A 15,453-nucleotide genomic window follows, 5' to 3' on the forward strand; every position below is an offset into this window, starting at 1 on the left:
TATTAACTGTGTTGTTAAGGTTTGTAAAGGGGTGTAGCGACAGTTAAACTGATGACTGCGATTAGGAAAGCTGATGACAGGGGAGAGATGGCGATCGCCGGCGTGAATTGATGGTTTGAAGATGAACTCTGATATTGCACTTGTCGCAACAGTCTTAATCCGGGCGGGCCTCTAACCCGCGCCACAAGAGTTTATTTCTTGTGGCGCGGGTTAGAGGCCTTTGCTGACATTCGTGCAAGATGCGAGATTAACGCAGTAAAGACAATCCCTCGAAGTTGCCGCTATATACTGTTTGGTAGCGGCCATCTTCCCGTGGTAGCCCGATTCTCTGGGGATGTGGCGCAAGTCTGAGCTTTGAACAATTGCCAAAAGAATATAGATGCGGGGCGGGGAATGCCAGTCTGAAGAGGAGCGATCGCGTTTTAAACCGATTGTTACGCAAGTCATAATATTATAAAAATGCTGTAGTAGTTGGGCGCGTAATGTCAAAACAATACGGGTGGCATTCGATCGACAATTTAGCTAGCTAGTGCGATCGTAACTTTAGCGCACTCAACGTTAGTTAGTAGTTATCAAACCATCGGAGAAAATCCGGTCTAAATTCTATTGAATAGAGGATTAAAGTCAGTTAAATAATCATCATAAGAGACAACTATCGCTACTTAATAAACTCACCCAAAGATTGTTTATTAAGTAGTTTTTCCTAAAAATAGATCGAGCTAATTTATTGGGCCTTTAAATTACGCTCCACGTTACAAGTATTTGTAATTATTTATATATTTAATATTTTTAAAAAAATCAAAATAATATGCAATAAATCGTCTCAGTTTTAAATTGAGTTAAACAGTCGCTTAGCAATCTATTTTTTTGTTGAATGCCCTAGTAATTAAATAAAATTCTAGTCCGAAGCTCTATTTGGCGAGGAAGCCTAAATGAAGATTGGGCATTTCTGTTGCAATTTTTTTGAGTTAATCCCACTTTTTGCGTCCAAGGCTGTAGTTATTAGTCTGCCGTCAACACTCATTAGTCCTATGGCAGAAGAAAGAGGGGAAAATAGCTAGTTTTGCAGTCTTGCCTGTTTATTTGCTAAGCTAGAGGTTTCGCTCTGTCAATAAACCTTAGATTTATGCACAGGTTATTAACTGGGAAATTGCGGGTAGAGAATTTAACAATACCGATCGCCAATCTTGCAGTAAATCTATCCGATACTAAAATTGTACAGCTTACTGACTTTCACTATGATGGGGTGCGGCTGTCGGAATGGTTGCTAGAAGAGGCGATTGCAGCAGCTAATGAAGCAGAACCCGACCTGATTTTTTTAACGGGTGACTTTATTACCTACGATCCGGCACCTATTTACGGCTTAGTGCAGCGATTGAAAAACTTGCAAAGTCGGGTGGGAATTTACGCGGTTTTGGGCAATCACGACCACTATTGGCCGGGGGCAAAAATAGAGGTTGCTAATGCTTTAAATAGCGTCGGGATTCGGGTTTTGTACAACGAAGCAATCTATCCTTTGGGGTCAGAATTGGCTTTAGTTGGGTTGGCAGATTTTTGGTCGGGAGATTTTGCGCCTGAACCTGTAATGGCATCAATAAATTCCGCGATTCCTCGGATTGTATTGTCTCACAATCCTGATACTGCTGAAAAGCTGCAAAATTGGCGGATTGATTTGCAGTTGTCTGGACACACTCACGGCGGTCAAATCGTTATTCCCGGTATCGGCCCTTTGTACGCTTGGGTCAGAAAAATTGGCTATTGGATTCCTCAACCAGTGCGAAAGTGGATTCCTTATCTGTCGGTTTGGGATCGAGTAGTTACTCACTGGGAATGGGCTAGCGGTTTGCATCAGGTTGGGAATAATTTGCTGTACGTGAATCGCGGTTTGGGAACTTATGCGCCCGGGAGGCTATTTTGTCCGCCGGAGGTGACAGTAATTACTTTGGTTTGTCAACATCGGTAAGGGCGGGTTTAGGGTGCACACTTTCCCGATCGCAGATAATATAGCAGAAGGAAAAAGGAATTTTGTACGATTTCTATTATTTTTAATTTGCTTCTCCAAAGCGATAGCCTCTGCCGTAGACTGTGTGAATTAGTACAGATTCGCCCGGGGCTTCTATTTTGCGCCGCAGCAGGCGAATTTGAGCTGCTAATACATTGCTGCTGGGTTTTTCTGCTTCACTCCACAAATACTGGTGGATTTGTTCGTGTGTTAGCAATTGACCGGGATGGCGCATTAAGTATTCTAACAACTGACATTCTTTTTCTGATAAATCAATTGTGCGATCGCCCCGATAAGCTAATTGATTGTCGTAGTCTAGCTGTAAATCTGCAACTTGCAGCCGCCCGACAGCAACCTCGGCATCAAAAGTAGGAGGCCGCCGCAGCAATGCGCGGACTCTGGCTAGCAGTTCTCGCAGTTCAAAAGGTTTGACTAAATAGTCGTCTGCACCGGCGTCGAGTCCTTGTACGCGATCGTCTACGGTATCTTTGGCGGTGAGAAATAGCACTGGCGTATTCCGTCCTTGCGATCGCAACTTCTGGCAAATTGCCAGTCCAGTTTGTCTCGGCAGCATCCAATCCAAAATTAGCAAATCGTAATTGCCCTGCATTGCTAAATTGCTGCCACTTGCTCCGTCAAATGCCACATCAACTGTATAACCTTCGCGCGTTAAGACTCGACTCAAAGGGTCAGTTAACTCAACTTCATCATCAACTAAAAGAATCCGCATCCTGATTTCAAATTTGAGATTTGAGATTTTAGGTTAAGTAAACTGATTTGTACTAGATTTTAATGTGTGGAATACTTTCCGTTTCGCTGCAAGCTGCTGCTACCCATTCCTGGATGGCAGGCAATGCCAAAATCGCATCCGCATAGGCTTTTGTTACTGAATCTAATTTGACTCCGTAGGTGACAAAACGCATGACAACGGGGGCAAACATCGCGTCAACAATTGTGAATTTTCCGAATAGCATATTACCGCCTGTCCCGAATTCTTGGCGGCATTCGCGCCAAATGGAACAGATGCGATCGATCTCTGCTTCGACACCGGCAGTCATCCCTTCTCCCGGATAGCGGTTGCGGCAGTCCATCGGCATATTTTCGCGCAAGTTTTGGAACCCCGCGTGCATTTCGGCGCAGATGGAACGGGCGATCGCCCGTTCCGCTACATCGGCCGGCCACAAATCATTTGCAAAGCGATCGGCAACGTATTCGCAAATTGCTAAAGATTCCCACACTTTCAAGTCGCCGTCGATTAAAACTGGTACTTTTCCCGAGGGAGAATAGCGCCGAATTTCTTCAGGCGTTGTAGGCCAGTCTAAAGGGATTCTGACCTCGGCAAATTCCAGTCCAGCTTGTTTCATCCCCAGCCAAGCGCGCAGCGACCAAGAGGAATAATTTTTATTACCAATAACAAGTGTCAATTCGGTCATAGTTTAGCTGTCAGCTATTGGCGATCGTCGCCGATTAAATTTTAAGTTTTAGAGTTGAATACACAAAGGTGCAACACACAATGGCGATCCTCTTCGAGGGCTTCGCTAACGGGCGATCGTCCCGTTTTATGCACCAGCCTCTGCAAGCATTTTACATTAACAGCTTCCCAGCGTTCCGCGTTTTTCTGCAAACTGCGATCGGGGGGCGCGATCGAACACGCTTGATTTCACATAAGATGAGAAGCCTGTGACCCTGGGGATGCTGGCGTGGTTAGCGGTAGGTACGGCTACTGTATAATCCATTTCCTCGGCCTCTATACCGCCGCCTGAGAGGATTTCATCTACTGTAATTTTCAGGGAATCCGGGTCTAGACTGTGAAATTCTCCGTCAATTTCTTGACTGTCAAACTCTCGATCGTTTTCCATACTGACCGCCATTTAAAAAAGTGAGTCTCTAAAAAGTTACTAAATATAATATATACCCAAACAAAGGAGCGAGCAATACCCGAAATTTATATTTAGCTGTGAACTCTATGTGTTATTCTGAGTTTGGTAAAAGCTGTTTCTGCTTGTACCGCGATCGCCCCCTTCCCAAATTGAGCAATTTACACTCTAAAAATTGACATGATTACTGTTGCACTTCCCAAAGGCGGACTGTTAGGAGATAGCATTCGGCTGTTTAAATCGGTTGGATTAGACTTCAGTGCTTTTCTCGATTCCTCTAACCGACAACTTCAAATTTATGACCCGACCGGCACAGCAAAAGCTTTGCTAGTAAGGACTCACGACGTGCCAGTTTATGTGGAATACGGTCAAGCGGATTTGGGGATTGCTGGCTATGATGTTTTGCGGGAAAAAAAGCCGAAAGTTGCCAATTTAATTGATTTAAAATTTGGCAAATGTCGGCTGTCTGTGGCGGTGAAGGAATCCAGTTCTTACCGGCGAACGGTGGATTTACCTCCTCACGGTAGAGTTGCTTCTAAGTTCGTACACTGTGCGAGGGAATATTTTCACAATTTGAATTTGCCGGTGGAAATTGTGCCGCTTTACGGTTCTGTGGAGTTGGGGCCGATAACGGGTATGTCGGAAGCAATTGTAGATTTGGTTTCGACTGGCAAAACTTTGCGAGAAAATGGTTTGGTGGAAATTGATGTTTTGTTTGAAAGTTCGGCTTATTTAATCGGTCATCCTTTGAGTTATCGTTTGAATGCAGGGGGGGTTAATGAGTTAATTGGAAAGTTGAGAGAGCAAGTTTTGACGACTGTTTGATGCGAACTCCAATTAGAGTAGACTTATTTCATAAATCTTTCATATTGTTTCCCCATGCACGAGCGACATGATATAGAGGACACGGCAGTGCTCTTGGACTACCGCGATTAATTGTAGTCCAAGAGCACTGCCGTCTCGAAAGCGGTGGTTAATCTTAATTCCGATGCTACCGCATTTGATATCATTGATAGGGAAATCACAGACGCAACGCAGAGGCAAAGCAGGATAATTAGCGACTTTTGCAATAGGTCTAAACTATTGTGGGGTGGGCTTCTAGCCCGCCCTAAAAGTTAAATCTTTCTGAACTGCTAGTTGCAGGTATCAAACCTAGTTTTTCCTGGCACCGATTTATATAAAAACTGACGACTGTATCAGCAGGGTTTTGTTCGATTAGTTGTTGAAAATATCCCAAGGCGGCGACAAATCTTTCGGATTGCCATCCTTGAATTCCTTTGTCAAATAAAACTTGGGTAAGCCGCTTTGCCTCCGAGTCGGGACTGGATGCGATCCAAATTTCGTAGATTTCAATAGCTTGCTGCTTGCCGCGCGGGGTTACTCGATCGATCCAGCGATAATAATAATTGTTGCTTGGCAAATCGCTGTCTGTAGCAGTCGCCCCAGAAGTAGAAATAATACTCTCCTGTGTTTCCACTTCCAAGTCGCACTTCAATAATAGACTTTCTTTTGATTTTGAGTTGGGACTTATGCGATTTAGAAATTCTCTCGCATGAACGATCGCATTTTCGCTAACAATAATTTGGCAGCCGTATATTTTAGTTAAATTTTCTAACCGAGAAGCTGTATTTACTACATCGCCGATGACTGTAGAGTCCATGCGGCGATCGGAACCCAAAGTGCCGATCATGCCGATACCTGTATGAATTCCGGTACCGATATTGACTGGAGATTCTAAATTGTATTTGTCGCGGCTGGCATTAAATTCCTGCAATCTTTCTTGCATTGCTACTGCGGCTTCGATCGCATCCATAGCGTGAGAGTTCGGCTTGTCAAATACTGCCATGATTGCATCGCCTAGGTATTTGTCAATAAACCCGCCGTGGGACGTTATGCAATCGTTCATTTGAGTAAAAAAAGCGTTCAACCATTCAAAAGTCTCGCGAGCTTCTTGAGATTCTGCGATCGCAGTAAACCCGCGAATGTCGCAAAATAAAATAGTCAGCTCTTCTTCTGTGACATTGCCCAACTGAATAGATTCTATTCCTTGCGGCGCAATTCGTCCGAGAAGCTGCTCCGGCACAAATAGCTGAAATTTTTCAGAAAGATATTCGTTTGCCTCCCAAGCTGCGGCGATTTGGCGCTTGCTTTGCTCTTTCACTTGCTGGTTGAATTGGGAAGATACAGCTTGCGATCGCATTTGACTCAACTGCAAAACATTTTCCACTTTTGCCAGCAACAAACGACTGTTAAAAGGCTTTGTCAAATAATCGTCTGCCATCATTTCTAACCCTCGGAGGCGAGAGGTATCGTCGTCGAGAGCCGTCAAAAAAATCACCGGTACAGTTTGCAATGCCGTATCCTTCCGCAGGCGATCGCACACATCAAAACCGTCCATCTCCGGCATCATAATATCCAGTAAAATTAAATCGGGTCGAGATGCGCGGGCGAGGGAGAGCGCTTCATCGCCAGATAGTGCTGATACTGTGGCGTATCCTTTCAGATGCAATAACTCTTCCAGTAAAGTCAGATTAGCTGGCTCGTCATCAACCAACATGATGCAGGGCGACTTGTTTGACATGGAATATATATATTGAATTTAGCTCGGGACTTGCGTGTGGGGAAGCTCGAAAACTGGTTGATTCGTATATTTATCGTTACTACACTCGATATTTTTCGTAGGAACCGGGTTTTTGAGGCAAGTGTGCGCAAGTCCTATAGATATTTATCTACTATTGAGTTTAACCTTTCTGGTTATCAATTATTATAAATGGCAGTGCTGGAACTGCAAATAATTATTGTTAGCTGAGAAAAGAACGGACAGTCGCGATCGTCAAATTCAGATCCAGCGGCTTGCTCAAATAACCAGAAGCGCCAGCTTCCAAACACCGATCGCGGTCACCAGGCATCGCCATCGCCGTCACAGCAATCATCGGTACCGACTCCCAGACAGGATCTGCTTTAACTCGACGCATCAACTCAAAGCCGTCAACATCCGGCAACTGAATGTCCATCAAAATCAAATCCGGCAGCAACTGCGGGGCTTTAGAAGCAGCGAGAATACGATCGACCATTGCCTTCCCGTTCGTGAGTATCTCTACCCCGTACCCTTCCAATTCCATCACCTCAGAAATTAACATTTGGTTAAAAGGCTGGTCTTCGACAACCAAAATCCGTTTGCTGCCAATTGGTAAAGCAATCGCAGAAGCAGGGACTAACTTGGAATTCAAAGCACAAGAAGCAAAGTTTCCCAACTGTTGACGCATCTCCGTCAAAGGCAGCCAAACACGGAAGAGACTTCCCCGATCGCAAACCGATTGAAAAGAAACAGTTCCCCCGTGCAATTCTGCCAGACGTTTAGTCAAAGCCAAACCCAAACCTGTACCTTCGTGCCGCCTAGTCAGGGAAGAATCGACCTGTTGAAAAGGTCGAAATAGCAAGTGCCAGCGGTCTTGAGGAATGCCGATGCCGGAGTCTTTCACCTCAAAACAAAAATAAGGAGTGCTGGCATTTACAGGAGAACAATCCGGCCGGTAGTCGCCCTTTATTTCACTGCCGTAGACCAGACGCCCGCTGAGTTTAACTTGTCCTTGTTCTGGGGTAAATTTGATGGCATTGGAAAGTAAATTAATCACAATTTGTCGCACTCGCCGTTCGTCGAGCAAAACTTTAGTAATGCGGTAGTCGAGTTCTAAAGACAAACCGATTCGCTTTTTGTCGGCCCGCGGCTGCATCATTTTTAGACAGTCTGTCGCGAGTTCGTGAACGCGAACCGGTTGTAAATTGAGTTCTACTTTCCCCGCTTCAATTTTAGAAAGGTCGAGAATATCGTTAATTAGCTGCAACAAGTGCTGGCCGCTTTTTTCGATCAGTTCTAAATAGTTGATTTGTCGATCGCTCAACTGTCCGGCCGTTTGCCGCAGCAGCAAGTCAGAAAAGCCGAGAATGCTGTTGAGAGGCGTCCGCAATTCGTGGGACATCGAGGCTAAAAACTCGGATTTCAACTGAGAAGAATACTCTAATTCTTCGTTAACTTGGCGCAGGTTCTCTTGTGTCTGAGCCCGCTCGATCGCCGCCCCCAGAGTCCGGCAAGCAGCTTCCAGTACGTCTTGGTGGACGGCGGCTTGCAGTTTTTTGATGTTGCGGGACTCCAGCGTCAGCACTCCGATGATTGTGCCGTTGGTAGCTGCGATCGGAAAAATACCCAGTTGTCCGATTCCCGGATGCCGAAATTCCGGCACGGCATTGGGATGTTGGGCATAATCCTCGACAAACACAGGTTTACCAGTTTTCACTACTTCCCACAGCAAACCGATGCCGTAGGGAATGCCTTGGTCTAGCAATTCTTGCATTCCTGCGACTACGGGTTCCCCGTAAGTAGCCAAAAATTGACTAGAAACTTGGTTGCAAATCCCCGACGCTTGCCGGTCATTTCCCTTGCCGCTAATCACCTTGACATCTCCGAAAGCTGCATTCATTGCCCCTACCAGATAGGTGAGGGCAAACTGACCTATTTCTTGCAAACTGTGAGAGTTTTGCAGGCGTTCGGTTAAACCTAAAAGAAAGCTCAGCCGCCTGACTTCTGCGTTCAAGCTAGCTTGGGAGTTTTGGTATACCGTAACATCTCTAAAGGTAAACAGCCGTCCGCCGCTGTTGGTAATCGTGGCGCAAACCTCCAAACAAACCGCATTAGATTGCTCGAAATAATATGATAAACTTCCATCCTGAGATTTTTCGAGTGCTTGCTGAAAGTCTTGCCACTGCTCAACAGACAAGTAACCCCGATCGACAATTTCTGCAAACAGCAAGTGGCACTTCGGCTTTGTTGCCAGCCATTCTGGGGACAGTCCCCAGATTCCTGCCAATTTTTTGTTAAACAAAACTAAGCAGTCAGACGAGTCGAACAGAGCGATCGCATTGTCTACTTGATCGAGAATTAGTTCTTGGTTTGCCCTCAACTGCTGCCAGTCTATCTCCATTTTTTTTGTGTCTGTAGCTCTTAGTTTTGTTGTCATAACTTTCTACGGATATGGCAAAAGCGATCGATCCCCTTTACTTAATTTGACATAATTTTAGGTTTTTTGGCAGTGAGGGCGATCGATCGCTTTTGTGATCTGAGACACTTGCTGCTTTGGGAGGGCGATCGGAGCCAGCTTTGAACTGCATCGGCTACACTGCTTAATCATGAGGGAATAAGGAGGGAAAGCATGATGACAGAAGAAGAATCTTTTAATAACAATGCTCCCAAGTTGATGACCTCTGACTTCAAACTATGGTGTCCAACCCTGTGCTAAATTTACCCATAATAAAAACTAATTATGGTGATAATAAAAGAGGATATGTCAAAAGACAATCACGACCTTACCCTTAAATTGTATTAACAATAATTTGGTTATTGGGATTAACTGGTAAAGCAAGTGTTCCGTGCAATAAAGTAGGGGTAAGGTACGCCCTAAGCACGCGAAGGAAGTGATATCAGTTTCAAATGATATCACTTTCAAAAAAGCAACTGTAGACCCGCGCTCCCAAGCCATACAGAAGCAATTATTCCCAATTGTTTAATCTAAAATCGTTCCATAGAGCGCTCACGCCAAAGTCTCAAATAAAAAATGATATGAGTTATTGCGATCGCACTTAAGGGTAAGGTGCGCCATTAGCGCCCTACAAATGTGATTAAGTGCGATCGCACTTAATGCTTCTTAGGATTTTTCGGAAAAGGAATGCCCAAACTTTCGTGAAAAACAAGCTGAGTTTTATAAGTCAAGCGCCGGTTAACTTGTTTGATAATTTTTTCCAAAAGCGCATCGCCGGTTTTTTCTATCAAAGGCTGAGACATCGATCGAATAAACTTGGGAAAGGAAACTCCCACAGCCAAATCCAGCTTCCACGCAGCACTGGTAATCGCAGGCGGCAGCTTAGCACGTTCCGAACTCGGCCAATCGGCGGCAAACTCCTGAGACGGTATTTCCACTAACTTCATCGCCGATCGAAAATCCACTTCATACCCAGGCGAGGTATAATTCGGAACCGGAATAGTCTTAATCAAATAGCAGCCTTCAGCGTCAGGCGGCAGCAACTCTAAACCAATTCTCGCTTCAACGCGGTAGCCGAAAGCCCCAAAACGCCCGATTAATAAATCGTAGCCGTTATCGCCGATCGCTTGGGCCTTCATCGGCCAAGCGCACTGGCAAAACCAACTCTTGTGGTTGTTCAAATGCTTCGCCACCGTCTCAGCATCCGCGTACATCTCCATGCTGTCTTCAAAATGTGCGTGAAACCAAATCGGCTCAACTTCCTCTGCTGCATCCGCACTTGCACTTTCGGGCTGTCGGAAACTCACATCTGGGTAGTAATTTTCGTCAGAAGCTTCAAAAGTTTGATATTCAGCGGAATCCTGCTTCATCGTATACTCTCCTGTAATACGCACCGGTCGGGTTGGGGATGTGTTCAGGAAGTTTTCTCCCTACAATTGAGAAATTGATAGTAACAAAACTTACCCCTAGTTCAGCATAACTCGACTTATGAAAGCATTTGTAGCAGGAGCCACAGGTCAGACTGGCCGCCGCATCGTCGCAGAATTAGTCAAGCGAGGTATTCCCGTGCGCGCTTTAGTCCGAAATCTAGACACAGCTAGACAAATTTTACCGCCGGAGGCTGAGTTAGTGACCGGGGATGTATTAAATGCGACTTCCCTGGGCGATGCCATCGGCGATAGTACGGTATTGCTGTGCGCGACAGGGGCGGCCCCTGGTTTTGACCCGACAGCGCCTTACAAGGTGGATTTTGAAGGTACTAAAAATTTGGTGGATGCAGCTAAGGCTAAGGGCATTGAGCATTTTGTGCTTGTGACTTCTCTGTGCGTCTCTCAGTTTTTTCACCCGCTAAATTTGTTTTGGCTGATTCTGGTTTGGAAGAAGCAAGCCGAGGAGTATTTGCAAAAAAGCGGCTTGACTTATACGATCGTCCGTCCGGGCGGTCTCAAAAATGAGGATAATTCAGATGCGATCGTCATGACTGGTGCGGACAAAATGTTTGAGAGCAGCATTCCCCGCACCAAGGTAGCCCAAGTGTGCGTGGAGGCGCTGTTTCAGCCGACTTCTCGCAACAAGGTTGTGGAAATTGTGGCGAAGTCGGAGGCTCCGCAAAAAAGTTTTGAGGAGTTGTTTGCCAGTGTGATTTGATTGAATTAGCCTCGCTTGGGTTCGGTGCGTCAGACAAAAAACACTTGGATTTGAGTCAAAGATTGGGGCTGACGCACCCTAAGCTGTTGGGCATCTAAATTGTATTTTTGGGCGGGCGGGACGCCCACCCCACGGCCCACCCCACAAGAATTCCGGGTTCTCCCGCCCGCAGAGAGCCTGTAAGTCTTGTGGAACAGGCATCTTGCCTGTTACTGACATTGGTGTCTGATGTAAGCTCGATCGCACTTGCAAAATTTTCCGATCGCCAAATCTGGCAAAATCTTAATAGTTTTACGATTCGCCGTTGAAATTTCCTTCTCTCAGCATGAAAACTCTCAAGTGGCCAGCTTGGTTCCCCTATCCGATTTCGTGGTTAAGGGCATTTGCTCTCGCTCAGAGTTTTAGTTTTGTCCTTCGCAGGGGCATTCCTTTTGTCAGCGACGATATCGGCTTTCTGACTCTACTGCTGGCGGCTTGGCTGATTCAGTTGCCTTTGTTTTTTGTTTTTCATTTGTTAGCCGTCAAAATCTTAAATCCCTTACTAATTATGCTGCCGGGGCGCTTTCGCGTTGCGCGCAAGTTCAAGCGCAGGCACACTGGTATTCGATCGCACTTGCGAGAAGGGTTGAATGCGGTTGTAGTGATTTTTTTTGCCTTTAATCTGTCGCTGTTGGTGCAGCTTGCGATTTTTTATTGGCCAGCGCGATCGATCGATCCGGCTCAATTACTAACAGGAATATCTACTCTGACAAATGTTGCGGTAGCCAGTGAATTCGATTTCTGGCTGAGCAAATTGGCGGGGGCTTTATCGAGTTTAACGCTGTTAGCCGCGCCGCTATATCAATACGATTTTCGGGTGCGACAGATGCGGGTGGCTCGAAAATTAGCCGAAATTGCGGAAATGGAAATGACTTTGCTCGAAGCTGAGAAATTGAGCCGTCGAAAAAGGGGTTTGCTGAGGCGATCGGAAATTCAAATCCTCGGATTTATACTTTTAATCGGCGCTGTGATTGGCGGCGGTGTTTTTGTGGTTGACAGTTTGCGGGGAAATCAGCAGTTGTCGCAGTCGGCAAGCGGGGTGGGAAAATTGCCGCCGCTGGCTATGAAAACCGGCGATCCTTACATTCGGGCGCTGATGCGAACTATTTCTGCTAGCGAGTCGAATGTTGCTCGACCTTATCACGTTGTTTACGGTGGCAAATATATATTAGATTTGAGCCGGCATCCTGACTGGTGCGTGAAGATTGTTAATGGCCCGAATCGAGGCAAGTGTACTACCGCTGCGGGCAGGTATCAATTTCTGACTACGACTTGGAAGGAGAAGGCTAAGCGCTATCAGGCGCGTCGTGCTAATTTTTTATTCTGGGAAGATTACAGTTTTGAACCAGAAGATCAGGATGCTGTGGTTTATGCTTGGTTGAGCGATCGCAAGTTTTGGAAAGCTGATATTCCTGAGATGTTGCGGCAGGAAAGATTAACTGACGTATTGCGGATGCTTTCGGGAACTTGGACGAGTTTGGGATATGGAATTGAGAACAATTCTATGAGTTCTAGTTTGCCGAAAGTCTACCGGGAAATGCTGCGGGAAGAATTGGAAAATGCTGGTTCTTAGGGAGTTAAATCTTCGCTGTTAACAGTTAACAGTTAACGAATGTTATTGGTTATTAAAAAGCCAAAGCGCTGAAGAAATAACCACTAAAAAGTAACGAGTAACTAATCCCTCAATTTTGGTAAAAATGCTGTCAGGCATTTGTACAATTCTAATCCAGGCCCAGCTTGCAGCGGATAAAGCTTGTCGAAATTAATCGGGTTTCCCGGTGCTAATTTCCACTCAGTTTGCTGTGCTGTTTTCGGGGAAATTTCGATCGCTACCGTGATGTTAATAATGTTGTTCTGCTGGGGGATTCCCCGGAAGCAGTAACTTTTTCCCGTGCGTTGGTCGGAATCGCTGCCGGTGATGTATCTGTCTTGTTTGCGAAATTGAATTTCTCGAAAAGGTCGATCGATCCCAAAGGAGTCTCGGTAGCGGTAGTCTCCATCGGATAAGTTTTCGACAGTCGGTCTAATTTGAGCTATAACTGTTGGTGCTACAAGGAGATGCGGTACAAAAAACATAGCTAAAGAATGATAACTGGTAGAGACGGGTTTTACCAACCATCCGTGCCTAAGACCAATCATCTCATAAACCCGCCCCCGCGCAACGATCGATCGCCATTTACCTGTTTCAAAATAGAATGTTCGGGTTTCACCAGATATATTTTAGGTAGCTAACAGTATAGATAAAGCCTCCCCTTGCAGATATCATAAAATATTGTCAAAAACATGAAAAAATCTCAATCTCAGTCTTTAATTTTGTGGCGTCAAGTGGGAGGCGTGGCAGCTTTGCAGGGAGCAATTACTCTGACTTGGATGCTTTACCGACTGTATTTGCCTCAACTTTTAGCGGGATTTGGTTTTGCGGGATTCGACAGGGGTATCAGACTTTTAGAGGATTCTTTGGCAATTGCGATCGAACCTTTTGCTGGCTGGCTTTCTGACAAGCAGCGTCGCTGGATGGGAACTCGTTTTCCGCTAATTGTTGTCGGCACTATTCTGTCGTCGGTGCTATTTATTGCGATTCCGGCTATTTTTATTTTCGGCAATCCAGTCTCGCCCCTGCGCTGGATTTTGCCTGCGGTAATAGTAGCTTGGTCGATCGCAATGGCGATGTTTCGATCGCCCGCAGTGTCGCTGTTGGGCCAATATGCAACTCAAAGCCAGTTGCCCCAAGCCATGAGTTTGTTGGTGCTTGTAGGGGGATTGGTTGGGGCGGCAAGGCCTGTTGCGGGAGATTTTATTCTGAGTTTGGGGCCGGCTTTTGCTTTTGCTGTTGGTTCGTTTGTATTGTTGGGTGCGGTGGCTTTTTTGCGATCGGTTAATCCTGATGTTGCGCTGTCGGAATTGCCACCGGATACTCAAATTTCCGAGAGAGTTTCTATCACAGCGGTGGGGTTAATTGCGGTGACGGGAATGGCTGTGGCTTGGGGCACTCGGGCGATGGGGGAACGGATTTTGCCCCATGTTTTCCAAACTCAAATCGCCGGTGTTGATAGTAAGTTTTTAATGGCGGGATTTACTTTGGCTTTAGCTGTTGCTTCTTTGCTGGCTGGGGTGATTGCGGTGCGCTTGGGAAACCAGCGGATGCTGTTGGGTGGATTGGTAGCAACGGCTATTTTGCTGTTAGCAATGGTTTTTAGTCAGGGGTTGGTGATGGTGGCTGCGACTGTTTTGGCTGTGATTTTTACCAACAGTTTGATTACTACTGGTACAGTTCCTTTTGCTTTGTCTCTGGTTCCTCCGCGCAGAGGAGGATTCGGCGTAGGGTTGTATTTTGGCGGTTTTTCCCTGGGGATGAGTTTATACTCTGTGGTGTTTGTGGCACCAAAGGCGATTCCTGCTGTTACAACGGCGATTGTGGGGGCGATCGCCTTTTTGATTGCTGGTGTCTGTGTCGTCGCGGGCGATCGGCTTAAACAGGAGGGGCCTGTAACAAATTAATAAGACTTGTTATGCAGTTTTACTCGATCCCTGTCTATCGTAAATAATTATTTCATGGTTTTATCTGTGTTACCTATCTGAGTAACAATAAAAATATTGAGCCAAGCCCTGAGAAACTTTACGGGCATATCTAGGGATAAACTGAGGATACTGCTATGTTTTGTGTGACGCGAGAAACAAAAAATTTAGGGCGGGTTGAAACCGGAAATTCGGAACGGCGAGACTCTATAATCTCTGCGTCCAAAAGTATCCGTATAGTCCGATCGCGAGTTTACAAAGATGAGGCTTTGGTGTCTGCTACCCTGGCGGGACTGCCAAGTCTTTTGGCATCCCTCGAAAGCTTTCGCGAGCAGTAGAACTTGGCATTTTCTCTTGCTATATATGGCACGTTGAGGTTGGTGATAGCGGCTGCCAACCAAGCACGGGCTGTTTTGATTGCACCTGAAATCCGCCTCGATTTGAGTATAGTTTTGCTGTGCTGAACTATTGCAGGACGCAGAAACCTGGTTGTTTACACAAAAACATTTTTACAGCCGTTTTTTCTGGTATAAAAACCAGGTTTCTTGGTTTTTTGTCCGTAAGTCTTGTGTTAACAAAAATTATTTGTCAGTGTCATCGGGTGCGATCGATGCCTCTACCTCTTGGGAGGAACGGCTTAACATAGAGTCGTGCAGGTGTTCGCTGTGCTGCCTTTCTTGAGCCATTAATTCTCTGGCTTTTTCTTCAGCAATTCCCTCCCGAGGTGTTTCTAGCTCGTGGGAGGAACGGTTGAGCATAGATTCTTGCAAGTGTTCGCTATGCTGCCTTTCTCGTGCAATTAGTTGTCTAGCCTGTTCTTCTGGGTTCATGAGTAGTT

Annotated in this window: 14 protein-coding genes; 5 read left to right on the forward strand and 9 right to left on the reverse strand. The window is 45.8% G+C overall.

The features are described 5' to 3' along the window. Positions 1–210: 210 nt before the first annotated feature. Positions 211–447 carry a hypothetical protein gene (locus QUB30_RS22925; protein ID WP_333337957.1) on the reverse strand — a complete coding sequence of 79 codons (237 nt, stop codon included), beginning with the start codon at positions 445–447 and terminating at the stop codon, positions 211–213. Positions 448–1,126: 679 nt separating this feature from the next. On the opposite strand from QUB30_RS22925, the gene QUB30_RS22930 reads away from it, so the two are divergent. Beyond that, positions 1,127–1,963 carry a metallophosphoesterase gene (locus tag QUB30_RS22930; RefSeq protein ID WP_333337960.1) on the forward strand — a complete coding sequence of 279 codons (837 nt, stop codon included), beginning with the start codon at positions 1,127–1,129 and terminating at the stop codon, positions 1,961–1,963. A gap of 82 nt (positions 1,964–2,045) precedes the next feature. Here the strand turns inward: QUB30_RS22930 and rppA are convergent, their stop codons facing one another. From rppA to QUB30_RS22945, 3 genes are all read right to left on the reverse strand, one after another. Then, positions 2,046–2,732, reverse strand: coding sequence for a two-component system response regulator RppA (gene rppA / locus QUB30_RS22935; protein WP_333337963.1), 687 nt, complete (start codon positions 2,730–2,732; stop codon positions 2,046–2,048). Between the two features lie 52 nt (positions 2,733–2,784). Further along, positions 2,785–3,435, reverse strand: coding sequence for a glutathione S-transferase family protein (locus tag QUB30_RS22940; protein ID WP_333337966.1), 651 nt, complete (start codon positions 3,433–3,435; stop codon positions 2,785–2,787). Between the two features lie 156 nt (positions 3,436–3,591). Further along, positions 3,592–3,861: a hypothetical protein gene (locus tag QUB30_RS22945; protein ID WP_333337968.1), complete on the reverse strand. Its 270-nt coding sequence runs from the start codon at positions 3,859–3,861 to the stop codon at positions 3,592–3,594. 198 nt (positions 3,862–4,059) lie between these two features. On the opposite strand from QUB30_RS22945, the gene hisG reads away from it, so the two are divergent. After that, a complete protein-coding gene (gene hisG, locus QUB30_RS22950; protein WP_333076539.1) occupies positions 4,060–4,704 on the forward strand; it encodes an ATP phosphoribosyltransferase in 645 nt (214 codons plus the stop codon). A gap of 283 nt (positions 4,705–4,987) precedes the next feature. On the opposite strand, the gene QUB30_RS22955 is transcribed toward hisG, so the two are convergent. From QUB30_RS22955 to QUB30_RS22965, 3 genes are all read right to left on the reverse strand, one after another. Beyond that, a complete protein-coding gene (locus QUB30_RS22955; RefSeq protein ID WP_333337971.1) occupies positions 4,988–6,460 on the reverse strand; it encodes a response regulator in 1,473 nt (490 codons plus the stop codon). 220 nt (positions 6,461–6,680) lie between these two features. Continuing rightward, positions 6,681–8,894 carry an ATP-binding protein gene (locus tag QUB30_RS22960; protein ID WP_333337974.1) on the reverse strand — a complete coding sequence of 738 codons (2,214 nt, stop codon included), beginning with the start codon at positions 8,892–8,894 and terminating at the stop codon, positions 6,681–6,683. Between the two features lie 674 nt (positions 8,895–9,568). Next, entirely contained in the window at positions 9,569–10,282 is a 714-nt protein-coding gene (locus tag QUB30_RS22965) for a DUF1997 domain-containing protein (RefSeq protein WP_333337976.1), read from the reverse strand. 118 nt (positions 10,283–10,400) lie between these two features. Here QUB30_RS22965 and QUB30_RS22970 point away from each other — a divergent pair, with 118 nt between their 5' ends. Both QUB30_RS22970 and QUB30_RS22975 read left to right on the forward strand, forming a co-directional pair. Continuing rightward, positions 10,401–11,060: an NAD(P)H-binding protein gene (locus QUB30_RS22970; RefSeq protein ID WP_333053110.1), complete on the forward strand. Its 660-nt coding sequence runs from the start codon at positions 10,401–10,403 to the stop codon at positions 11,058–11,060. A gap of 325 nt (positions 11,061–11,385) precedes the next feature. After that, positions 11,386–12,672 carry a glycoside hydrolase family protein gene (locus QUB30_RS22975; protein ID WP_333337979.1) on the forward strand — a complete coding sequence of 429 codons (1,287 nt, stop codon included), beginning with the start codon at positions 11,386–11,388 and terminating at the stop codon, positions 12,670–12,672. Between the two features lie 101 nt (positions 12,673–12,773). Here the strand turns inward: QUB30_RS22975 and QUB30_RS22980 are convergent, their stop codons facing one another. Next, positions 12,774–13,238: a hypothetical protein gene (locus tag QUB30_RS22980; protein ID WP_333337982.1), complete on the reverse strand. Its 465-nt coding sequence runs from the start codon at positions 13,236–13,238 to the stop codon at positions 12,774–12,776. Between the two features lie 144 nt (positions 13,239–13,382). On the opposite strand from QUB30_RS22980, the gene QUB30_RS22985 reads away from it, so the two are divergent. Then, positions 13,383–14,597 (forward strand): hypothetical protein, encoded by a 1,215-nt coding sequence (locus QUB30_RS22985; protein ID WP_333337984.1) that lies wholly within the window; start codon positions 13,383–13,385, stop codon positions 14,595–14,597. Between the two features lie 599 nt (positions 14,598–15,196). Here QUB30_RS22985 and QUB30_RS22990 read toward each other — a convergent pair. Continuing rightward, complete coding sequence (locus tag QUB30_RS22990) at positions 15,197–15,445, reverse strand: hypothetical protein (RefSeq protein WP_333337987.1); 249 nt, start codon at positions 15,443–15,445, stop codon at positions 15,197–15,199. Positions 15,446–15,453 lie beyond the last annotated feature (8 nt).

It is taken from the genome of Microcoleus sp. BROC3 (assembly GCF_036702515.1).
Lineage (GTDB): Bacteria > Cyanobacteriota > Cyanobacteriia > Cyanobacteriales > Microcoleaceae > Microcoleus.